The organism is Kitasatospora nipponensis (assembly GCF_039528135.1).
Lineage (GTDB): Bacteria > Actinomycetota > Actinomycetes > Streptomycetales > Streptomycetaceae > Kitasatospora > Kitasatospora nipponensis.
In genome coordinates this window covers 1-20,971 of sequence record NZ_BAAALF010000088.1, presented here as the reverse complement: position 1 = coordinate 20,971, position 20,971 = coordinate 1, and the positions used below count along the sequence as shown (strand labels likewise).

The window sequence follows — 20,971 nt, the reverse complement described above, 5'->3', positions numbered from 1 at the left end:
CGACGTGCGAGGATGCGAGATCTGTTCGACGACGACGAACGACGATGGAGGAGAAGAGATGTCCCGCGGGATCGAGGCGTTCATCGCCGGCCTGCCCAAGGCGGAGCTGCACGTGCACCACGTCGGATCCGCCTCGCCGCGCGTGGTGGCCGCGTTGGCCGCACGCTACGAGGGCCACACCGCGGTGCCGGCCGACCCGGCGGCGCTGGCCGAGTACTTCACGTTCACCGACTTCGCGCACTTCATCCAGGTCTACCTCTCGGTGGTCGACCTGGTCCGTGACGCCGAGGACGTCCGCTCGCTGACCTACGGCGTGGCCGAGGACATGGCCCGCCAGCAGATCCGCTACGCCGAACTGACCGTCACCCCCTACAGTTCGGTGCGCCGCGGGATCCCCGACGTGGCCTTCATGGAGGCCATCGAGGACGCCCGCAAGTGCGCCGAGCGGGACTTCGGGGTGGTGCTGCGTTGGTGCTTCGACATCCCGGGCGAGGCTGGCCTGGCCTCCGCCGAGGAGACCGCGCGGCTCGCCCTGGATGTCGGCGCGGACGGCCTGGTCAGCTTCGGCCTGGGCGGTCCGGAGATCGGCGTGCCGCGCCCGCAGTTCAAGCCGTACTTCGACCGGGCCCGGGCGGCCGGCCTGCACAGCGTGCCGCACGCGGGCGAGTCCACCGGTCCGCAGACGGTCTGGGACGCGATCCGCGACCTGGGTGCCGAGCGGATCGGGCACGGCACCCAGTCCTTCCAGGACCCGGAGCTGATGGACTACCTCGGCGAGCACCGGATCCCGTTGGAGGTCTGCCCGACCTCCAACCTGGCCACCCGGGTGGTCGAGCGGATCGAGGAGCACCCGATCAGGCGGTTCGTGGACGCGGGCCTGCTGGTCACCGTCAACAGCGACGACCCGCCGATGTTCGGCACCGACCTGAACACCGAGTACCGGGTCGCCGCCGAGCTGCTGGGCCTGGACGAGGCGGGCGTGGCCGACCTGGCGAGGAACGCGGTGACCGCCTCGTTCCTGGACCAGGCCGGCAAGACCCGCCTGACCGGCGAGATCGACGCCTACCTGGCCGGCTGGGACCGCCGCTGACGGACCGCGGGCCGGGCGGGCCCGGGCACCGCGGGGGCGTCCCGGTGCAGCCAGGCCCGCTCGGCCGCCGTCCAGGCGCTGGTGGTCAGCAGGTACAGCGCCGCGGCCAGCGGTACCAGCGCGGCGAAGAGCACCGTGCCGAACGCCAGGTACGGGGCGAACGCCGCCCCCGGCTGCTGCTGGGGCGCGGCCGCGGCGGCCTGCCGGGCCCGGCGGAAGGCCAGGTAGCCGACCGCGGCCAGCGCGGCGTAGAGCGCGCCGAAGACCGCCAGCTGCGCGGGCCCGTGCGCGGCCCCCAGGTGGGTGCCCAGCGGCACCCCGAAGAGCCGGTGGCCGAGCAGGTCGTTGGGGGCGCCGTGCAGCGTGGGCAGGGTGAAGAGCCGGTACATCACCGAGAAGAACGGGATCTGCACCAGCATCGGCAGGCAGCCCGCGAAGGGTGAGGCCTGTTCCTGGCGGTAGAGCTCGGCGAGCGCCGACTGCAGCTGCTCGGGGCGGCCCTTGTGGGTGCGCTGGAGCTCGGCCACCTGCGGGGCCAGCCGGGTCCGGCTCCGCTCCCCGCGCGCGGCGGCGCGCGCCAGCGGGTGCAGGGCCAGCCGCATGCAGACCGTGAAGAGCACGATCGCGGCGGCGGGGACGAACTGGGCGAAGGCGGCCACCGCACTGTGGGCGAGGCCGACGGCGGGGTCGAAGATCGAGAGAACGGACATGCGAGGTGGGCCCTCCGGCGTCTGACGGGATGTGAGACGGCGGACGGCCGCGTGGCGCGGCGGAGCGCGAAGGCTGCGGCGGGGCTACGCGGCCGTCAGGGCCGCGCCGGGCGCCCTGGGCCGGCGGCGGCCCCGGGCGTCGGGATCGCGCTGCGGGAGAAAGGCGGTGCGGAACGCGCGTCTGCGCAGCGTTCCGTCCCGCACGGCCTGCGGGGCCCGCGCCCCCAGCAGCCGGGCCAGCACGAAGGAGGCCGAGACCGCCCCGGCGAGCAGCACCAGCGCGGCCGCGGTGGCCAGTGCGGTGAGCCCGGCGCCGTCGCCGTGCAGCGGCGCGCCGGTCAACAGGTCGCCGGTCAGCAGGCGCAGCAGGCCGAGGAGCAGCGCGAGCGGGTGCACGGGCGGACCTCCTCGGTGCCGTCGGGCGGGCGGACTGTCGATGGTACGGCCTGGCGGCCGGCACCCGGAAGGCCCGTTCCGCCCGGCCCCACCACCCTGCCCGGCCCCACCACCCTGCCCACCCCGCTCGCCCGGTGCTACTCCAGGGTGACCGTCCGGCCGGTGGCGGCCGAGTGGCGGGCGGCCTCCAGGACGGTCAGGGTGGCCACGGCGTCCTCGGCGGCGACCGGTGGCGGGGTGCCGGTGGCCAGCGCGTGCGCCAGGCCGGAGTAGAAGGCCGGGTAGTCGCCGGACTCGGTGGCAACGGGCCTCTGGTCCTCGTCGGTGCCCAGGACACCGTGTCCCGCCGGGTCCTCGATGCCCCACGGCAGCCCGTCGTCGGGGCGCCGGCCGGCCCGCAGGTCGGCCTCCTGCGGGTCCATGCCGTACTTGACGTAGCCGGCGCGGTCGCCGAGCACCCGCAGCCGGGGGCCGGCCAGCGGGGCGATCGCGCTGGTCCACAGGTGCGAGCGGGTGCCACCGGCGTGGGTCAGCGCGAGGAAGGCGTCGTCGTCCACCACCGCGCCGTCGCGCCGGGTGTCGATCTCGGCGTAGACGCTGCTGACCGGACCGAACAGGGTGAGTGCCTGGTCCACCAGGTGGCTGCCCAGGTCGTAGAGGGTGCCGCCGGCCTCGGCCGGGTCGGCCAGCTCGCGCCACCCCGCCTTCGGCTTGGGACGGAAGCGCTCGAAGCGCGACTCGAAGCGGTGCACCCGGCCCAGCGCCCCCTCGTCGACCAGTCGGCGCACGGTGCGGAAGTCGTTGTCCCAGCGGCGGTTCTGGAAGACGGTCAGCAGGGTGCCACGGGACTGCGCCAGCCCGCACAGGGCCTGCGCCTCGGCGGCGGTGGCCGCCAGCGGCTTGTCCACCACGGTGGCCAGCCCCGCGGTCAGCGCGGCCCGGGCCAGCGGGACGTGGGTGCGGTTCGGGGAGGCGATCACCACCAGGTCCACGTCGCCGGCCTGGGCGAAGAGCTGCTCGGGGGTGTCCAGCGCGCGGGCCGAGGGGTGCTCGCGGGCCAGCTGCGCGCGGCGCTCGGGGTTCGCGGTGACCACCGCCTCCAGCCGCAGGCCGGGGGTGCTGGCGATCAGCGGGGCGTGGAAGGCGGCGCCGGCCAGGCCGTAGCCGACCAGGGCGACGCGGTACGGGGTGGGGGGAGCGGCGGTCATGACCTCACTCCATCACACGGGCGGGCCGCGTCACCGTCCCGCGCGGTGCGTGTCAGGGCGCGGCCCCGGGACGCGTGGGTCGGCGGCGGTCAGCGGGTGCGGGTACCCGGGCGGCGGCGCCGGTGGTGCAGGACGGTCACGGTGGCGCCGGCCAGCAGGAAGGCGCCACCGACGGCGGCCAGCAGGCCCGGGGAGCGGTCCGGTCCGGTGCTGGCCAGTTCGGTGGTGGCGAGTGGGGTGGACCGGGCGGTGGCGGAGACGGGGGTGGTGGCGGCCGGGGCGGTGGCCGTCGGTGTCGTGGTCCGCGCGGGTGTGGGCGTCGGGGAGGCCGGGGCCGAGTGTGTGGGCGTGGGCGTCGCGGCGGCCGCGGGCGTGGCCGGTTGGGAGGTCGGCATCGGCATCGGCATCGCCATGGTCGGCACCGCCGAGGCGGGGACGGCGGTGGGCGCCCCGCCGGTGCCGTCGAAGACCACGTCGGAGCAGGAGTAGAACGCCTCGGGGCTGTCCGAGCGCTGCCAGATCGCGTAGATCAGCTGGCGGCCGTGCCGCCCCGCCGGCACGGTGCCCGGCATCAGGTAGGAGCCGTCGGTCAGCTGCGGGTCGGTGGCGGTCAGGAAGGGCTGGGCGTCCAGATCGGCCCAGCGCAGCGGCTTGGTCGGGTCGTATCCGGGGTTGGTGAGGAAGAGCTGGAAGGTGCCCTTGTGCGGGGCGGTCGCGCGGAAGCGGAAGGTGAAGGCGGCGCCCGAGGTGAGGTTGCTCGCCGGCCAGTCGGCCCGCGGCAGGTCCAGGCCCCGGTAGGCGTCCTGGCCGGCGCTGCAGAGCCGGCCGTCCGGGATCAGCTCGCGGCTGCGTCCGCCCGCGTCGCCGATCCGCAGGCTCATCCAGTCGTAGAGCGGCGCCGGGCCGGCGACCGCCACCATCGCCCGGCAGGCGGCCGAGACCGGGTGCTCGGGCCCCTCCAGGTAGCAGCCCTCCAGCCGGCTGAGCGGGTTCTGCATCGAGCCGTGCCCGGCCGCGCGACCGGCGCCGCCGGCCAGCAGCGAGCCGGCCACCGCGAGCAGCAGCGCCCCTCCCGCCAGGCTGCGGGCGCGGGACCGGTCGCGTGGCGGGGCGGCGCAGGTGGCCGGGCGGGAGGCGGGCCGGGTGGTGCGGGGACGGTGCAGGGGCGGTCGGCGGGTGGGCATGAGGGGGTGCCTCCTTCGCACAGCGGGGACGAGGGCGGCGGCCGGGCGGTGGTGGCTACGCGGCCGTGGCCCGACGCTAACCGCAGCCGGCCACCACCGTGACGGTCCATCAGCTCGGTTAGGGGAGGTTTAAGGAGGCGTTGAGGCGTGAGGGCCGTGGTCCGCTGGGCGGGACACGGTGCCGTCGGGCAGGTGTGCGGATTAGGCTGGGCCCCGTTGGGGCAGCCGCAGGGCGCTCCGGCCGGCCACCGGTGTCCGGTTCGGTGCGATGCACGATCCATCCAGAACCACCGCAAGACTTCGGGAGACACGTACGTGGCAGAGCGCAAGCCCATCGAGTCCTGGCTGACCGACATGGACGGGGTCCTCATCCACGAGGGCACCCCGATCCCCGGGGCTGACGAGTTCATCCGCCGGCTGCGCGAGTCCGGCAAGCCGTTCCTCGTGCTCACCAACAACTCCATCTACACGCCGCGCGACCTGGCCGCCAGGCTGGCCGGCATGGGCCTGGAGGTGCCGGAGGAGTGCATCTGGACCTCGGCGCTGGCCACCGCCAAGTTCCTGGCCGGGCAGCGCCCGGGCGGCACCGCGTACGTGATCGGCGAGGCGGGTCTGACCACCGCGCTCTACCAGGCCGGCTACGTGCTGACCGACAACGCGCCCGACTACGTGGTGCTGGGCGAGACCCGCACCTACAGCTTCGAGGCGCTGACCAAGGCGATCCGGCTGATCAACGCGGGCGCCCGGTTCATCTGCACCAACCCCGACGAGACCGGCCCCTCCCACGAGGGCGTGCTGCCGGCCACCGGCTCGGTCGCCGCGCTGATCACCAAGGCGACCGGCGTGGACCCCTACTTCGTCGGCAAGCCGAACCCGCTGATGATGCGCGAGGCGCTGAACACCGCCGGGGCGCACTCGGAGAGCGCGGTGATGATCGGCGACCGGATGGACACCGACATCGTGGCCGGCATGGAGGCCGGCATGGAGACCATCCTGGTGCTCACCGGCCTGACCGCGGCGACCGACATCGAGCGGTTCCCGTACCGCCCGACCCGGGTGGTCAAGTCGATCGCGGACCTGGTGGACCTGGTCTGAGCCGGGCCCGGCGCGACGCCGGGCCCGGTACGGCACGACACGTGGGCTCCGCCCCCGGGACGCCCGGGAGCGGAGCCCACGCGGTCCGGCGGCGGCCTCGGCCGCGCGGACGGCAGCGCTGAACGGCAGCGGTGAACAGCAGCGGTGAACAGCGGCGGTGAACGTCAGCGGCGGACGGCACGGGTTCGGGAACGGGGACGGGGGAACGGGCATGGCGGACGTGGAGCAGGAGGCGGCCGGGACCGGTGAGAAGCGGGTGACCTGGGCGGAGGCCTTCTTCGACCTGGTCTTCGTCTTCGCGATCACCCAGATCTCCGGCCTGCTGCACGAGGACCACGGCGGCGGCGGGCTGCTGCGCGCCCTGGTGGTCTTCATCCCGGTCTACTGGTGCTGGGTGGGCACCACCGTGCGGGCCAACGTCCGTGACGTGGACAACCCCGCCGGCCGGCTCGGCATCTTCGCGGTCGGCCTGAGCGGGCTCTTCATGGCGCTGGCCCTGCCCGACGCCTACGGCGAGCGCGGCCTGCTCTACGGCGCCGCCTACTGGGCGGCGCGGCTGGTGCTGTTCGGCGCGATGATCTCGATCAACGGCGTCTGGCGCGGTCCGTACGGCATCGGCGCGGCGATCAGCGGCCCGCTGCTGCTGGCCGGCGGGCTGCTGGACGGTCATCCGCGGCTGGTGCTCTGGGCGGTGGCCGCGCTGGTGGACCTCGCCGGCCCGACCGTGCTGCGCTCCCGGCTCGCCGTGGTGGCCTACCACCCGGGCCACCTGCCGGAGCGGTTCGGCCTGCTGGTGCTGGTGGCGCTCGGTGAGTCGATCGTCGGCACGGGCGCCCCGGTGGCCGCCGGGCGCAGTCTCAGCGGCGCCGAACTGCTCGCGGTGGCCGCTGCGTTCACCATCTCCTGCGGGCTCTGGTGGCTCTACTTCGTGCACGCCTCGGAGGCGATGCGGTACGCCGTCACGGTGGCCGCCTCGCGGCGCGACGTCATCCGGCGGGTCTTCTCCTACGCCCACCTGGTGCTGGTGGCCGGGGTGATCGCGGTGGCGGTCGGCTTCAACGAGACGGTGGCCCGCCCGGGGCTCGCCCTGGACCCGGGCACCGCCGGGCTGCTGTACGGCGGTTGCGCGCTCTACCTGGCGACCTTCGGTTACACCCGCTGGATCATGTTCCGGGCGGTGGCGAGCACCCGGCTGGTCGCGGCGGCGGTGCTGCTCGCGCTGCTGCCGGTGGTGGTGCGACTGCCGGCGCTGGGGGCACTGGTCGCCCTGGCGGTGCTGCTGGCCGCGCTCAACCTGGTGGAGCACCTGCGGATCGGACGGGCGGCCCGCCGCGCGGCGCAGCGGGAGCGGCCGGCGGGGGAGGGGGCCGTGCAGACCCCGGCGGAGCAGCGCTGCCCGGCGCCCGAACTGGCCTGACTGGGAGTTGTCGGCGGGGCTGTGTAGCGTTCGGGTCAGAGAGGGGGCGGGCCGTCCTGGACCCGCACCACCGGGCTGCTGGAAGGTTGATGTGGTGACCGAGGTCGCTGAGGCGCACGCTGCTGCTACCGCCGACGAGTCGGAGTTCGTGCTGCCGGAGTCCTGGCGCGAGGTGCTGGCCGCGGAGGTGGAGAAGCCCTACTTCGCCGAGCTGTCGGCCTTCGTGGCGGCCCAGCGGGCCGAGCACGAGGTCTTCCCGCCGCGCGGGCAGGTCCTGTCGGCCCTGGAGGCCACGGCCTACCAGGACGTCCGGGTGCTGGTGCTGGGGCAGGACCCGTACCACGACAACGGCCAGGCGCACGGCATGAGTTTCTCCGTGCTGCCGGGCACCAAGACGCCGCCCTCGCTGCGCAACATCTTCAAGGAGCTGAACGCCGACCTCGGCGTGCCGGTGCCCGACAACGGTTACCTGATGCCCTGGGCCGAGCAGGGCGTGCTGCTGCTCAACGCGGTGCTGACGGTCCGCGCGCACGAGGCCAACTCGCACAAGGCCAAGGGCTGGGAGAAGTTCACCGACGCGGTGATCAAGGCGGTCAGCGACCGGGCCGAGCCCTGCGTCTTCGTGCTCTGGGGCAACTACGCCAAGAAGAAGCTGCCGCTGATCGACACCACCCGGCACGCGGTGGTCCAGGGCGCGCACCCCTCGCCGCTCTCCGCCAAGCTCTTCCACGGCAGCAAGCCGTTCTCGCAGATCGACGCCGCGCTGACCGGCTTCGGTGGCAAGCCGCTGGAGTGGCGGATCCCGAGCCTCGGCTGAGCCGGCGGCTCTTCGGGCCTCCGGCCTGCGGCATCCGGTCTCCGGGCCGCGGCCCGTGGGCCCGCCGGTCGGGGTGTGGGCCGGCCACATGCCGGGGGTCCGTCCGCTGGCGGCCGGACCCATCCCAGCGGCGTCGAGCCTGCCGTAGGGTGCCGGGAACCCGAGCCGGAAGGTGCCACCCGATGAGTCCTGAGCCGTCGACGTCCGAGAGCCTCCCACCGTTGGCCGTCGAGGAGTTCGGGTTCGCCGTGCCCGGTGGTGAGCTCGCGGTGCTGCGCTGGCCGGCCACCGAACCCGGCGCGTCGACCGTGCTGGCCCTGCACGGCATCACGGCCAACGCGCTGGCCTGGGGCGCGGTCGCGCGCCGGCTGGCCGGCCGGGTGACCCTGGTCGCCCCCGACCTGCGCGGTCGCGCGGCCAGCGCGGGGGTGGCCGGCCCGTACGGCCTGGTCCGGCACGCGGACGACGCCGCGTTGCTGCTGGCGGCGCTGGGCGCGGGCCCGGCGGGTGGCGGTCCGATGGTGGTGGCCGGACACTCGATGGGTGCCTGGGCCACCGCCCTGACCGCCGTGCGGCATCCCGAACTGGTGCGCCGGGTGGTGCTGGTGGACGGCGCGGTGAGCTTCCCGCTGCCCTCGGGGGTGAGCGAGCGCGACGCGTTGGGCGCGGTGTTGGGACCGGCGCTGGACCGGCTGTCGATGACCTTCGCCGACCTCGACGCGTACCGCGCGTTCTGGCGCGCGCACCCGGCCTGGGAAAGCCTCGAGCCGGGCGCCATGCAGTCCTACATCGAGCGTGATCTGACCGGCAGCGCCCCGCAGTTGAGGTCGGCCTGCGTGCGGGAGGCGATCGAGGTGGACGGGGCGCAGGTGCTGCTCGACCCCGCGGCGGCCCGGGCGGTGTACGAACTGCCGTGCCCCGGTGAGCTGTTGTGGGCCGCCCGTGGCCTGCGGGACGAACCGCAGGGGCTCTACGACACCCGCCGGCTGGCCGGGGCGGAGGTGGCCGGGCCCAAGCTGACGCTACGTCACATCGCTGGGAGCAACCACTACTCGATCCTGATGGGCGAGGCGGGCGCAACGGCGGTGGCCGAGCGGATCCTGGCGGCGGCGCTCGGCGCGGCCTGAGCCGCGCCCACCGAGTGCCGCCGTCAGGCGAGCCCGCCGCCTGGGCTCAGTGCCCCGACGGCGAGGCCGAGCCGCTCGCCGGGGCGCTCGCGGGGGCTCCGGCCGCACCCAGGAAGTTCTCCCAACCGCCGCTGGGCGCCTGGCCGATGCCCAGCGTCCGGAGCTTGCGCAGGGTCGACTCGTCCTGCACCTCCAGCCACTCCACCAGCTGGCGGAAGGAGACCAGCCGCACCTCGGGCTGGCCCGCCATGGTCTTCAGGGCCTCCTCGACGGCGTCCATGTAGATGCCGCCGTTCCACTGCTCGAAGTGGTTGCCGACGAAGAACGGCGCCCGGTTGCCGTTGTAGGCCCGGTTGAACCCCGCCACGTAGGAGCCGGTCGCCTGGGTGCGCCACTCGGCGAACCTGCTCTGGTCGCCCTTGGGGTTGCCGTTCGACTGGTTGGCCATGATGTTGTAGTCCATCGAGAGCACCTCGAAGGGCTTGCCCGGGAAGGGTATGGACTGCAGCGGGAAGTTCCAGACCTTGCCGTCCTGCACCTTCTGCGGCCAGATCTGCTTCTCGCCGGGCGAGCTGGCGTCGTACTTCCAGCCCAGCTTGGCCGCGGTCGGCAGCAGGCCCTTCTGCCCGTCCAGGCAGGGCGTGCGCCCGCCGATCAGCTCCTTGCGGTAGTCGAAGGGCAGCGGCGGCACGTCGGTGAAGCCGGTGTTGGTCTTCCACTGGGTGACGAACGAGACGGCCTGGTCTATCTCGCTCTGCCAGTCGTCGGGCGACCACCGGTTCACGCCGTTGCCGTCCGAACGGGTCGAGCAGAAGTGCCCGTTGAAGTGGGTGCCTATCTCGTGCCCGGCCAACCAGGCCTGGCTGATCAGCTTGATGGTGTTCTTCACCGCGCCGTCCGACAGGTAGGGGATGTCGGAGGCGCCCACCGAGTGCTGCGGCGGGTGGTAGAGGTCCTTCTTGCCGGCGGGCAGCGTGTAGATGCCGGAGAGGAAGAAGGTGAAGGCGGCCTTGTGGTCCTCGGCGAGCTTGAGGAAGCGGGCGAACTGGCCGTCGTCGGTGGCGCCGGCGCCGTCCCAGGAGAAGACCACGAACTGCGGCGGCCGCTCACCCGGCTTCAGCTTCTCGGCCTTGGGCTGGTTCGGCTGCGGGCCGGTGTCGGAGGTCGAGCCGTCGCCGATCGGGACGGCCTTGCCCGAGGGGGTCGGGGAGCCGGGGCCGGCGGCGGGCGTGCTCGGCGAGCCGCTGCCCGCGCCGGTGGCGGCGGTGTTCGACGTTCCGTGGCTGCTGCCGCAGGCGGTGATCGCGCCCAGGGCCGCCGTCGCTGCGCCGGCGCTCAAGACGGTCCTGCGCGAGATGCTGCTCATGGTCTCCCCAGCCAGGTAGAGCCCGGCACTCCGGAAGCGGTGGAGGCCGGGCGAATTAAGGCATTTGATCATAATTTTCAAATCAGGATGTCACGCGGCGCTGATGGAATCCAGCAGCGCTCCGTGTTCCCGACCCTGCTGGGAAGGACGGTCGGGAACGGCGGAAAGGCTCCACCTGGGAAGTTCTGTTGCAGTCCTGAGACACTGGCCGACCGGACGGCGGGGGAAGGGCGCGACCCGGCCCGCGCGCAGAGCGCGAAACCTCCGCCGGAGGTCCGGCGGAGGTCGCGTGGAGGGTGAGCGGGCCGGCCGACGCCGGGTCAGCCGACCGTCTCGGGAGCCGCGGTCGCGGTGGCGGCGATCGAGAGCCTGCGGTGCCGGCGGACCAGGCGGGCGACGCCAGCGCTGATCGAGGTGGCTGCCGCGCAGGAGACCGCCAGGCTCAGCCAGGTGGTGTTGAACCAGTGGCTGTTCAGCCAGCCCAGCGTGACGATGTACGCGGCCCAGACCAGCGCCGCCAGCGCCGACCACCGCAGGAAACGCCGTGAGGGCTCGGGCGAGTGCCCCATCGCCAGGTCGAGCGCGGTGCGCCCGCCCGGCACGAACCGGGCGATGATCACGACGGCGGCGGCCGTGCGGCTGGTCCGCCCGTCCAGCGCCTGCTGGATCCGCCGGACGCTGCCGGCCAGCTGCGGGCGCCGCTCCAGGCGGCGGCGCACGAACGGGGCGCCGCGCCGGGCCAGCGCCAGCAGCAGCACGTCGCCGAGGAACGAGGCGATCGCCACCGCGGCCGCCAGGAACAGCGGCGCACCCGATATCTGCGAGGTCTTGAGGACCGCCAGGATCACCAGCGTCCCGCTCGGCAGGAACGGCAGAAAGGCGTCGCCCAGCACCGCGAGGACCGCGAGGACGCAGAACCATGACGACGTGACGAGTGTCGCGCTGGCCAGGGCAGCACTACCCATGATCGGACTCCCTCCGGAGCACCCGGATGGAGAACAGGAAGCTCAGGGGGGTAACGCTATCCGCTCCGCATTTAATGCCGCTGAGCGCCCCCTGGACAGGGGCTTAATCCGGCCGGAACGCCGGACACCGGATCGACGGCCCGGACGCGGGCCCGGGCGCGGGCCCGAAGGCCCCGCAGCTCCCTGGCCCCGGAAAGGCGTGAGCCCCTGCGGCGGGGTGTCCGTCGCAGGGGCTCACGGGGGTCGCCCGGAACTGGTCCAGTCCGTAGGCAAGCACGGGAGTGCGGCGCTGGTGGGCGCCTCGCACTGCACTCAAGCCTGCCGGACCGGGCACCGTGCGCGCGAGGCCCACGGCTGGCGGGATCAAGCATTGGCGTGATCCCGCCACTACACAGAGCGGTGGGAGGGGGTCTGACCAGGCAGCTGCCGCCCCGTCAGGTGCGCAGCGGGTCCGCGGCCGGCCGCCAGGGCCGGCAGAGCAGCAGGAACGCGCCGAGGGCGGCGAGCGCCATGCCCAGGATCACCGCCGCCATCGGCAGCGCGCTGGCGTGCCCGCCCAGACCCACCAGCGCCGGGGCGATCGCCCCGGTGAGGAACTGCACGGTGCCGAGCAGCGCGGAGGCGGTGCCGGCCGCGTGCGGGGCGCGCTGCAGGGCCAGCGCCGAACTCGGCACGGTGATCAGCCCCAGGCCGCCGGCCATCAGGAAGAGGCCGACCGTGATGCCGGCCAGCCCCGCCGGCCAGACGGTCGCCATCAGCAGCAGGCCCGCACCCGAGCCGGTGAGCAGCAGGACGCCGGCCAGCTGGATGCGGTGCGAGCCGAAACGGCCCAGCAGCAGCCGGCCGGTCAGTTGCGCGGCGCCCACCAGGCCCGCCTCGACCAGCGCGAAGAGCAGGCTGTAGCGCTGCGCCGAGCCGTGGTAGACCTCCTGCACCACGTACGGCGAGCCGGCGATGAAGGCGAAGAGCGCGCCGAAACCGAAGGCCACCGTCAGCAGGTAGCCGCTGAAGAGCCGGTCGGCCAGCAGGGCCCGCCCGGTGCGCAGGGTGTCCGGCAGACCGCCGCCGCGTCGCCGCTCGGGCGGCAGCGTCTCGCGGACCAGCAGCGCCGCCGCCGTCAGGATCACCGCGCCCAGCACCGCCAGCACCGCGAACACCCCGCGCCAGGAGGTGAACCGCAGCACCTGGCCGCCCAGGATCGGTGCCAGCAGCGGCGCCGAGCCGGAGACCAGCATCAGCGTCGAGGCGAAACGGGCCGCCGCCAGTCCGTCGAACAGGTCGCGCACCACGGCCCGGGAGATCACGATCCCCGCCGCGCCGGAGAGCCCCTGCAGGACCCGGCAGGCGATCAGCACCCGGGCGTCGGGGGCCAGCACGCAGCAGGCGGTCGAGAGCACGTACAGGGCCAGGCCCACCAGCAGCGGCCGGCGCCGGCCGAGCGCGTCGCTCAGCGGCCCGGCCACCAGCTGGCCCAGCGCCAGGCCCACCAGGCAGGCGGTCAGGGTGAGCTGCACCAGGGCGTCGGAGGTGTGCAGGCCGGCGGTGATCCGGGGCAGCGCCGGGAGGTACATGTCCATCGACAGCGGCGCCAGCGCGCTCAGCGAGCCGAGGACCAGGGTCAGCAGCAGGCCGACCCGGTACCCGGCGCCGGGCGTGGGGGCCGTGGTGGCGGCGGGGGCCGTGGTCGCGGCCGTGGCGGCGGGGGTCGGGGTGGTGGCGGTCCTGGAGCTGTCCGGCATCGCACCACCGTAGGGCCTGCCGGGCGGCCGGGAACACCGCACCCGGTCGCACTGTTGCTCCGGAGGCCCCCACCGCCGGTGGCCAGCAGGAAGCGGCCGGCGACACGATCCGGAAGGCGGACCCATGACCGGCGAGGACCAGCAGACCCGTGGCGACATCCGGGGGACGGTCCGCGGCAGCGCCCCCGCCCCGCTCTCCATCCTCGACCTGGCCACCGTCGGCGCCGGTCACACCGCCGCCCAGGCGCTGGCCGCCACCACCGATCTGGCCCGCAGTGCCGAGCAGTGGGGTTACCACCGGTTCTGGGTGGCCGAGCACCACGGCATGCCGGGGGTGGCCAGCTCCACCCCGGCCGTCCTGATCGCCCACCTCGGCGCGCACACCAGCACGCTGCGGCTGGGTTCGGGCGGGGTGATGCTGCCCAACCACGCCCCGCTGGCCATCGCCGAGCAGTTCGGCCTGCTGGAGGCGCTGCACCCCGGCCGGATCGACCTGGGCCTGGGCCGGGCCCCCGGCACCGACCAGGCCACCGCCCGCGCGCTGCGCCGCGGCCACGCCGAGGGCGCCGACGACTTCCCGGAGCAACTCGCCGAGCTGACCCACTTCCTGGACGGCGACTTCCCCGACGGCCATCCCTACAGCCGGCTCTCCGCCGTGCCGAGCGGCCCCGAGCGGCCGCCGATCTGGCTGCTGGGCTCCTCCGGCTTCAGCGCGCAGCTGGCCGGCCGGCTCGGCCTGCCGTTCGCCTTCGCGCACCACTTCAGCGCCACCAACACCGTGCCGGCGCTGGAGCTGTACCGCTCCAGCTTCCGTCCCTCCGCGGTGCTGGCCGAGCCGTACGCCCTGATCGGGGTGAGCGCGGTCGCCGTCGAGGAGGGCGGCCGTCCGGCGGCCCGGCGGCTGGCCCGCTCGGCGGCGCTCGGCATGCTGCGGCTGCGCCGCGGGATGCCCGGCCCGATCCCCACCCCCGAGGAGGCCGAGCGCCACCTCTACACCCCGGCCGAGGCCGAGTTCATCGACGGCTGGCTCGCCAACGTGGTGCACGGCGCCCCCGGCGAGGTGGCCGACGGCCTGGAGGACCTGCGCAAGCGGACCGGCGCGGACGAGCTGATGGTCACCTCGCACATCCACGGCCACCGGGCCCGGCTGCGCTCCTACGGGCTGATCGCCCAGGCCTACGGACTGACCGACCGGGCCGAACCGCTGACCTGAGCCGCCGACCTGAGCCGCTGACCTCCGAAGACGCCGACCTGAGTCGCCGTCCGGGGGTGTGGTGCGGCTCAGGTCGTCGGCCGCAGGGCGTCGGCGGTGCGGATCCGGCCCTCGCGCAGTATGGCGGCGACCCGCCCGGCCTCACCGGGCCGGGCGAAGTACCAGCCCTGGGCGGTGTCGCAGCCGGTCAGCCGCAGCCGCTCGGCCTGCGCGGCGCTCTCGATGCCCTCGGCCGTCACCGTGAGACCCAGATCGTGGGCGAGCCGCACCATCGCGCCGACGATCTGCTCGTCCGCCTCGCTGCGCCGCGAGCGCAGGTCGGGGCGGCCGACCGGCGCCGGGTCGCGGAAGCCCTCGATGAAGGTGCCGTCCAGCTTCAGCGCGTGCACCGGGAGCCGGGAGAGGTAGGCGAGGTTGGAGTAGCCGGTGCCGAAGTCGTCGATGGCGATCCGCACCCCCATGTCGGCCAGCGCCTGAAGCGCCTGCAACGGGCGCCCGCCGGGCCCGAGCACCGCGCTCTCGGTCAGTTCGAGTTGCAGCAGCCGGGCCGGCAGGCCGGTCAGCTCCAGCACCTCGGCCACGTCCGCCACCACGTCGGAGTCCCAGATCTGCCGGGCCGCCAGGTTGACGCTGACGAAGGCCTCGGTGTCGGGGAACTCGGCCAGCCAGCCGCGCGCCTGACGGCAGGACTCCTCCAGCACCCACTTGCCGAGCGGGACGATCGCCCCCGACTCCTCGGCCAGCGGGATGAAGCGGTCCGGCGAGAGCGTGCCGAAGCGTGGGTGGCGCCAGCGCACCAGCGCCTCCGCGCCGTGCACGGTGCCGTCCGCGAGACCGACCAGCGGCTGGTACTCCACGGTGAACTCGCCGCGCTCCAGGGCCGGGCGCAGCGCGGTGGTGAGCAGCCGGCGGGTCAGCTGGTGCGCGCCGCGGTCGCGGTCGTAGAGCGTCCAGCGGGCCCGGCCGTCGGCCTTGGACCAGTAGAGCGTGGCGTCCGCGTCCTTCACCAGGTCGGTCGGGGTGGTGCTGGTGACGGGCCGCTCCACCACCCCGACGCTGGCGGTCACCACCAGCCGGTGCCCCGCCACGTCGAAGGGCCGTTCCAGGACGGTGAGGACCTGGGCGGCGAGGGTGGTCAGCTGCTCGCTGCCCTGGCTGTCGGCGACCAGGACGGCGAACTCGTCGCCGCCGAGCCGGGCCACCAGCAGTCCCTCGCCCTGTACGAACCGGCGCTCCAGGCGGCGCGCGACGGCCGTCAGCAGCTGGTCGCCGATGTGGTGGCCGAGGGTGTCGTTGATGGCGGCGAAGCCGTCCAGGTCGAGGTAGCAGACACCGACCCGCCGGCCGGCGTCGCCGTCGCGGTGGCCGCCCCCGGGGCCGGCCGGACCGCCGGCGGTGGTGCCGGTGGCGACGAGCGCGGTCCCGTTGCCGGGGGTCCCGGTGGCGGTGGCCGAGGGCAGGCAGGCGGCGTCGAGGCGTTCGAAGAAGAGCGTCCGGTTGGGCAGCCGGGTGAGCGGGTCGTGCAGCGCCTGGTAGGCGAGCCGGTCGCCGAGCCGGCGCCGCTCGGTGACGTCCTCGAACATGGCGAGCGTGTAGTACGGCTGGCCCTCGCCGTCGCGCACCAGCGAGATGGTGACGTTGCTCCAGACCTCGCGCCCCTCACGGTGCTTGAGCTGTTTCTCCACCCGGACCCGGTCGCGCGAGCCGGCGACCAGCTCGCGGTAGAGCCGGCGCGGGGTGGCCTCCGGGTCGATGATCTCGTGGATGTGCATCCGGACCAGCTCGGAGACGTCGCGGCCGAGCATCGCCGCGAAGGCCGGGTTGGCCTCGATCACCAGGTCGTCGGTGTCGATCAGCAGCATGCCGATGCCCGCGTCGGCGAAGGCGGCCCGGAAGCGGGACTCGCTGGCCCGCAGCGCGGCCAGCAGCCCGTCCGGGTCGGCGAGCTGGGTGGTCGGTGCGGGGAGGTGCGGCGGTGGGGCCGGGGGCGCGCCGGTTGGTAGCGGACCGGCGCAGGTGGGACAGCGGGTCGCCTCGGCAGTAGGGCGGGGCTCCTCCGGTCGCACGCCGTGGCGGCGTGAGTCGGCCCCTTCGTTCCGGCCTCGCACGGCACGCTCCCGTCCGCTGCTCACGCTGTCCAGGCCCGCTGCCGTCGACACCGCCCGCACCCTGGGACCAGGGCCGGCGTCCGCTGTCAAGGGCCGGGCGCTGGGGCCGATCATAGGACGCCCGGAGAACGCTGGGCCACAGCCGTCAGGGTGAATCGCCGGGTTTCGGGGGAAGCCCGCCCCGATAGGACCACGCCCCCGGCGCGCACTGGTTCGTGTGCGCCGGGGGCGTGCGCTCGGGTATCAGGGCCCGGGCGGAAGAGCTCGACGGATCAGGCCAGCTTGGCGCTGAGGGTGATCGTCGTACCGGTCAGCGCCTTGCTCACCGGGCAGTTGGCCTTGGCGTCCTCGGCGGCCTTGACGAAGCCGGCGTCGTCCAGGCCGGGCACCTGGCCCTCGACGGTCAGGTGGATCCCGGTGATCCCGGTGCCGGGCTGGAAGGTCACCTCCGCCTGGACGTCCAGTCGGGTGGGCGGGGTGCCGGCACCGGTCAGGCCGTGCGAGAGGGCCATCGAGAAGCAGGCCGAGTGGGCGCCCGCGATGAGCTCCTCCGGGCTGGTCTTCCCGTTCGGCTCCTCCGAGCGGGCCGGCCAGGACACCGGGAACTGCCCGATGCCGGACGAAGCGAAGGTCACCTCGCCCTTGCCGTCGGCGAGGTTGCCCTCCCACGCGGTACGAGCAGTGCGAACAGTTGCCACGATCGGTTCCTCCTGAGCACAGAGAGACGGTCGGTATGTCGGTTCCGGTCACGCCGCACCCAGCCTACGGGGTCCCCGCTCAGGGCAGCTGACAGAACGTCACCTGGGCGCCCAGCGGGTCCGTGCAGGGCACCATCCGTCCGAACGGGGAGTCGATCGGCTCGCGCAGCACCCGTCCGCCCAGGCCGACGACCTGCTCGGCCGCGTGGTCCGCCTCCGGCACCGCGAAGTACGTCGACCAGGCGGGCCGGGCCACCGCCGTGCGGTAGCGCCCGCAGACCGGCAGTCCCGCGGAGCCGGGCACGCTCCACGCGGTGTAGTCGAAGGAGCGGCCGTCGCCGATCTGCTTGGCCTGGTAGGGGAAGAGCCGCGCGTAGAAGGCGTCGGCCGGCTCGCCCTGCGGGGTGGACAGCTCGTGCCAGCACATCGCGCCCGGCTCGCCGTACACCGCAGCCCCCGGGTGCCCGCCCGCCTGCCAGAGCCCGAAGGCGGCCCCCGAGGGGTCGAAGGCGAACGCGAGGCGACCGGATCCCGGCACCTCGTGCGGCCCGAACACCGCACGGCCGCCGGCCTCGGTCACCCGGCCGTAGACCTGTTCGAGCTCGTGGGTGGCCAGGTAGACGTTCCACGCCGCGGGCAGCCGCTCGCCGCCGGCCGGCGGCGGCATCAGCGCGGCCGCCGGCCGACCGTCCAGCAGGCACATGGTGTAGCCGTTGTAGGCGGGCCCGAGCTCCTGGAACTCCCAGCCCAGGATCGGTCCGTAGAAGTCCTGGGCGCCGAGCGGGTCGGCCGTGGTCAGGTCGACCCAGCAGGGGGCGCCGTCGGGATAGGAGTCGCGCACGGGCATGGGGCGGGAGCCTTTCGAAGGGGGCGGGGCCGTCTGGACGGCGCCCGCCTCGCGGAGGGCGCCGGTGCGGTCAGAATCAGCCCGGCCCTGACGCTCCGCAACCGGAGCGTCGCCCGGTCGGACGGACCGTCGTCCGTCGGACGGACCGTCGTCCGGTCGTCCGGGGCCCGCGGGGCGTCGGCGGGTCCGCCCGCGGGCCGTCCGCGTGGTTGTCCACAGGCCTGTCCACAGGTCTGTCCGGATGGTGGACGATCGAGGTAATCGGGGCGAGCGGACCGGCCACGTCCTGTTAGATTTGCCCGGCCCGTGCGCCGGGCGATGCCCCCGCTCGCAGCACCGGCCCCAGTCCGCCCCGGTCCACCCGACCGGGACACCCGAACCGGAGCAGAGCCGATGACCGAGCAGCCCGCGACCGACCCCACCCCCGCGATGGACGGGGTCGACCCCGCCGTCCGGGCCGAGCTGGCGGGCCTGCGTCAGAGCATCGACAACATCGACGCCGCCGTGGTCCACATGCTGGCCGAGCGCTTCAAGGCCACCCAGCGGGTCGGCCGCCTCAAGGCCGAGCACCGGCTGCCCGCCGCCGACCCGGCCCGCGAGCGCGACCAGATCAGCCGGCTGCGGGCGCTGGCGGCCGGCGCGCACCTGGACCCGGTCTTCGCCGAGAAGTTCCTGAACTTCATCATCGCCGAGGTGATCCGCCACCACGAGGCCATCGCCAAGGACGCGGTGACGGACCAGGACTGACCGGTCGCGGCCCTGGCGGTGGCCCCGCCGGTGGCCCTGGCGAGAGCCCGGGCGGAGGCCTCGTGGGGGCGGTCAGCCGGTCCGGGTGGGTTCGGGGACGGCGTGGTCCACCGGGCCGGCGGGCGCGGCCGGCGGGAGCGGGGTCTCCTTGGCGCGGGTGGCCTGGGCGGTGAAGGCGCCGAGCAGCACGAGCAGGCCGCCGAGCAGCTGCGGGGCGCCGAGGTGCTCGCCGAGCAGGAACCAGGCCAGCGCGGTGGCGACCACGGCCTCGACGTTGGCCACCACGCCCGCCACCGGGGGTGAGAGGTGGCGCACCGAGAGCACGCCGGTGAGGTAGGCGAAGACGGTGGCGACGACCACCATCCACAGTGCCGGGAGCACCGCCGGGACCTGGTGCCCGGCCAGCGCGACATGGCCGGCCAGCAGGCCCCAGTGGGCCTCCCAGGGGCGGGTCAGTCCGGTCAGGACGAGGGCGCCGATCAGCATGCCGTAGGCGCTCACGCCCAGCGGGTCGGCCGGCCGGTCGCCGCGGCTGCCGGCGTCGGCGAGCACGAAGTAGCCGACCTGGCAGCAGGCCGCGGCCAGGGCGAACAGGACGCCGAGCGGGTCGAAGGTCAGACCGTGCCAGGCCTCCACCACGCAGACCAGCCCCGCCACCGCGATGGCCGCGCCGACCGCGGCGGCCCGGGTGACCGGCTTGCGCTGCACGAAGCGGACGTAGCCGAGCAGCAGCAGTGGTCCGAGGTACTCGATCAGCAGGGCCACGCCGACCGGGATCCGGGAGATCGCCGCGAAGTAGCAGGCCTGCACGCCGGCCACCGCCAGCAGGCCGAAGCCGAGCAGCAGGGCGGGCCGCTCGCGGACCAGGCGGCGGTGCCGCCAGGCCAGCGGCAGCAGCAGGACGGCGGCGCCGGAGGCCCGCAACCAGACCACGTGCAGGGGGGAGAGCCCCGCCTCGATCAGCGGCTTGGCGGCGGTGCCGGAGCCGCCGAAGGCGCAGGCGGAGAGCAGGGCGAGGGTGAGGCCGACGGCCCGGCGGGAACGTGCGGGGTGAGCCGTGGGGGTGTGCATCGGGGCATTGTGCCAGGTATCGGGCGCATTCGCCCGAACGGGTCCGGCGGCCGGACCCGCGGCCCGGGCGGGGCGGCGCGTGGTGCGAGGGAGGATGGTGGGGGCCGGCATGCAGATGTGCCGGTTGAGGTGGCTGGGGCGACTGAGGTGACCGAGGCGGCTGAGGTGGACGAGGTGGGTGGTGAGGCGGGTCGGGCGCCGCGCGAGGAGGGGGGAGCGACGGACCCCCGGGCGCTGCCGGCGAGCTGTCCGCACTGCGCGCACTGCGCGGAGGTCCGGGCGGGTGGGGGAGATGAGGCTGTCCGGGACGGTCAGGGCAGCCGCGACGGTCGGGGCAGTCGGGACGGTCGGGACGGCTGGGATGGCCGGGTCGGGCGGGACGGCGAGGTCGGCTGGGGGGCGCTGGGCGGCCCGCTGGATCCGCGGCTGGCCGAGCTGCTGCGGCTGACGGTCCCCCGGGTCGCGCGGCTGCGGCGGCGCGCGCTGCGGGTGCTGACCGTCTGCTGCCTGGTGCTGGTGCCGTGGATCGTCTACCTGGCGCTGGCCCTTCCGGTGGCCTACGAGTCGCGGCAGTGGCGCTACGCCTGGGTGGGCTTCGACGCGGCGCTCTGGCTGGCCCTGGCCGCCACCGCCTGGTTCGGCTGGCGCGGGCGCCAGCTGGTGGTGCCGGCCGCCCTGGTGAGCGCGGTCCTGTTGAGCTGCGACGCGTGGTTCGACGTCGCGCTCTCCTGGGGGACCGACGACGTGTGGATCAGCCTGGCCTCCGCCCTGCTGATCGAGCTGCCGCTGGCCGCCTTCCTGGCCCACCGGGCGCTGCGGATCCTGCGGATGACCTACCGGATCTCCTGGTACCGCTCCGGCCGGCCCGGGGAGCCGCCGCCGCTGCGTCGGGCCGGCCTCTTCCCCGATGAGCCGCGCCTCGGGCCGCGCGGCCGCGAGTCGCGCCGCTGAGCGGTCAGCCGGCGCCGGCCGGGGCGGGGGCGCCGGCCTGGTCGGCGACCGGTGGTGAGGACGCGGACGCGGACGCGGACGAGGGCGAGGGCGAGGGCGGGGCAGTGGGAGTGGGAGCGGGGGGAGCCGTGGGCGGGGTGGTGGGCGGGGTCGGGGTCGGTGGGGGCGTGGTCGGCCGAGGGGTGGTCGGGGTGCTGGGTGCGGTGGGGGTGGCCGGGGGCG

Annotated in this window: 19 protein-coding genes; 8 read left to right on the top strand and 11 right to left on the bottom strand. The window is 74.7% G+C overall.

Annotation, left to right across the window (positions count from 1 at the left end; translation table 11 throughout):
• The first annotated feature begins 58 nt into the window (after positions 1 to 58).
• Positions 59 to 1,090 (top strand): adenosine deaminase, encoded by a 1,032-nt coding sequence (locus ABD323_RS22980; RefSeq protein ID WP_344443791.1) that lies wholly within the window; start codon positions 59 to 61, stop codon positions 1,088 to 1,090.
• Here ABD323_RS22980 and ABD323_RS22975 read toward each other — a convergent pair.
• From ABD323_RS22975 to ABD323_RS22960, 4 genes are all read right to left on the bottom strand, one after another.
• Entirely contained in the window at positions 1,063 to 1,800 is a 738-nt protein-coding gene (locus tag ABD323_RS22975) for a YidC/Oxa1 family membrane protein insertase (RefSeq protein ID WP_344443790.1), read from the bottom strand. The two genes, ABD323_RS22980 and ABD323_RS22975, sit on opposite strands and share 28 nt — an antisense overlap.
• Before the next feature lie 84 nt (positions 1,801 to 1,884).
• Positions 1,885 to 2,196 carry a DUF6412 domain-containing protein gene (locus tag ABD323_RS22970; RefSeq protein ID WP_344443789.1) on the bottom strand — a complete coding sequence of 104 codons (312 nt, stop codon included), beginning with the start codon at positions 2,194 to 2,196 and terminating at the stop codon, positions 1,885 to 1,887.
• A 137-nt stretch (positions 2,197 to 2,333) separates the two neighbouring features.
• Positions 2,334 to 3,404, bottom strand: a complete 1,071-nt coding sequence (locus ABD323_RS22965) for a Gfo/Idh/MocA family protein (RefSeq protein ID WP_344443788.1) — start codon at positions 3,402 to 3,404, stop codon at positions 2,334 to 2,336.
• A gap of 89 nt (positions 3,405 to 3,493) precedes the next feature.
• Complete coding sequence (locus ABD323_RS22960) at positions 3,494 to 4,588, bottom strand: lytic polysaccharide monooxygenase auxiliary activity family 9 protein (RefSeq protein ID WP_344443787.1); 1,095 nt, start codon at positions 4,586 to 4,588, stop codon at positions 3,494 to 3,496.
• Between the two features lie 315 nt (positions 4,589 to 4,903).
• Here ABD323_RS22960 and ABD323_RS22955 point away from each other — a divergent pair, with 315 nt between their 5' ends.
• The 4 genes from ABD323_RS22955 to ABD323_RS22940 all read left to right on the top strand — a co-directional run bounded on the left by ABD323_RS22955 (position 4,904) and on the right by ABD323_RS22940 (position 9,044).
• Entirely contained in the window at positions 4,904 to 5,683 is a 780-nt protein-coding gene (locus tag ABD323_RS22955; RefSeq protein ID WP_344443786.1) for an HAD-IIA family hydrolase, read from the top strand.
• A gap of 211 nt (positions 5,684 to 5,894) precedes the next feature.
• Entirely contained in the window at positions 5,895 to 7,100 is a 1,206-nt protein-coding gene (locus ABD323_RS22950) for a low temperature requirement protein A (RefSeq protein ID WP_344443785.1), read from the top strand.
• A 94-nt stretch (positions 7,101 to 7,194) separates the two neighbouring features.
• Positions 7,195 to 7,917 (top strand): uracil-DNA glycosylase, encoded by a 723-nt coding sequence (locus tag ABD323_RS22945; protein ID WP_344443784.1) that lies wholly within the window; start codon positions 7,195 to 7,197, stop codon positions 7,915 to 7,917.
• A 182-nt stretch (positions 7,918 to 8,099) separates the two neighbouring features.
• Positions 8,100 to 9,044, top strand: coding sequence for an alpha/beta fold hydrolase (locus tag ABD323_RS22940; protein WP_344443783.1), 945 nt, complete (start codon positions 8,100 to 8,102; stop codon positions 9,042 to 9,044).
• A 46-nt stretch (positions 9,045 to 9,090) separates the two neighbouring features.
• On the opposite strand, the gene ABD323_RS22935 is transcribed toward ABD323_RS22940, so the two are convergent.
• From ABD323_RS22935 to ABD323_RS22925, 3 genes are all read right to left on the bottom strand, one after another.
• Positions 9,091 to 10,410: a polysaccharide deacetylase family protein gene (locus ABD323_RS22935; RefSeq protein ID WP_344443782.1), complete on the bottom strand. Its 1,320-nt coding sequence runs from the start codon at positions 10,408 to 10,410 to the stop codon at positions 9,091 to 9,093.
• Positions 10,411 to 10,730: 320 nt separating this feature from the next.
• A complete protein-coding gene (locus tag ABD323_RS22930) occupies positions 10,731 to 11,375 on the bottom strand; it encodes a DedA family protein (RefSeq protein WP_344443781.1) in 645 nt (214 codons plus the stop codon).
• A 434-nt stretch (positions 11,376 to 11,809) separates the two neighbouring features.
• A complete protein-coding gene (locus tag ABD323_RS22925) occupies positions 11,810 to 13,114 on the bottom strand; it encodes a multidrug effflux MFS transporter (RefSeq protein ID WP_344443780.1) in 1,305 nt (434 codons plus the stop codon).
• A gap of 124 nt (positions 13,115 to 13,238) precedes the next feature.
• Here ABD323_RS22925 and ABD323_RS22920 point away from each other — a divergent pair, with 124 nt between their 5' ends.
• Complete coding sequence (locus ABD323_RS22920) at positions 13,239 to 14,327, top strand: LLM class flavin-dependent oxidoreductase (protein WP_344443779.1); 1,089 nt, start codon at positions 13,239 to 13,241, stop codon at positions 14,325 to 14,327.
• A gap of 68 nt (positions 14,328 to 14,395) precedes the next feature.
• Here ABD323_RS22920 and ABD323_RS22915 read toward each other — a convergent pair whose 3' ends face one another.
• From ABD323_RS22915 to ABD323_RS22905, 3 genes are all read right to left on the bottom strand, one after another.
• Positions 14,396 to 16,393: a putative bifunctional diguanylate cyclase/phosphodiesterase gene (locus ABD323_RS22915; RefSeq protein WP_344443778.1), complete on the bottom strand. Its 1,998-nt coding sequence runs from the start codon at positions 16,391 to 16,393 to the stop codon at positions 14,396 to 14,398.
• A 314-nt stretch (positions 16,394 to 16,707) separates the two neighbouring features.
• Positions 16,708 to 17,133: an OsmC family protein gene (locus tag ABD323_RS22910; protein WP_344443777.1), complete on the bottom strand. Its 426-nt coding sequence runs from the start codon at positions 17,131 to 17,133 to the stop codon at positions 16,708 to 16,710.
• A 79-nt stretch (positions 17,134 to 17,212) separates the two neighbouring features.
• Positions 17,213 to 17,980, bottom strand: a complete 768-nt coding sequence (locus ABD323_RS22905) for a VOC family protein (protein ID WP_344443776.1) — start codon at positions 17,978 to 17,980, stop codon at positions 17,213 to 17,215.
• A 393-nt stretch (positions 17,981 to 18,373) separates the two neighbouring features.
• Here ABD323_RS22905 and ABD323_RS22900 point away from each other — a divergent pair, with 393 nt between their 5' ends.
• Positions 18,374 to 18,727: a chorismate mutase gene (locus ABD323_RS22900; RefSeq protein ID WP_344443775.1), complete on the top strand. Its 354-nt coding sequence runs from the start codon at positions 18,374 to 18,376 to the stop codon at positions 18,725 to 18,727.
• A 72-nt stretch (positions 18,728 to 18,799) separates the two neighbouring features.
• On the opposite strand, the gene ABD323_RS22895 is transcribed toward ABD323_RS22900, so the two are convergent.
• On the bottom strand, positions 18,800 to 19,798 hold the full coding sequence (locus tag ABD323_RS22895) for an EamA family transporter (RefSeq protein ID WP_344443774.1): 999 nt from the start codon (positions 19,796 to 19,798) through the stop codon (positions 18,800 to 18,802).
• Between the two features lie 147 nt (positions 19,799 to 19,945).
• Here ABD323_RS22895 and ABD323_RS22890 point away from each other — a divergent pair, with 147 nt between their 5' ends.
• On the top strand, positions 19,946 to 20,749 hold the full coding sequence (locus ABD323_RS22890) for a hypothetical protein (RefSeq protein ID WP_344443773.1): 804 nt from the start codon (positions 19,946 to 19,948) through the stop codon (positions 20,747 to 20,749).
• Positions 20,750 to 20,971 lie beyond the last annotated feature (222 nt).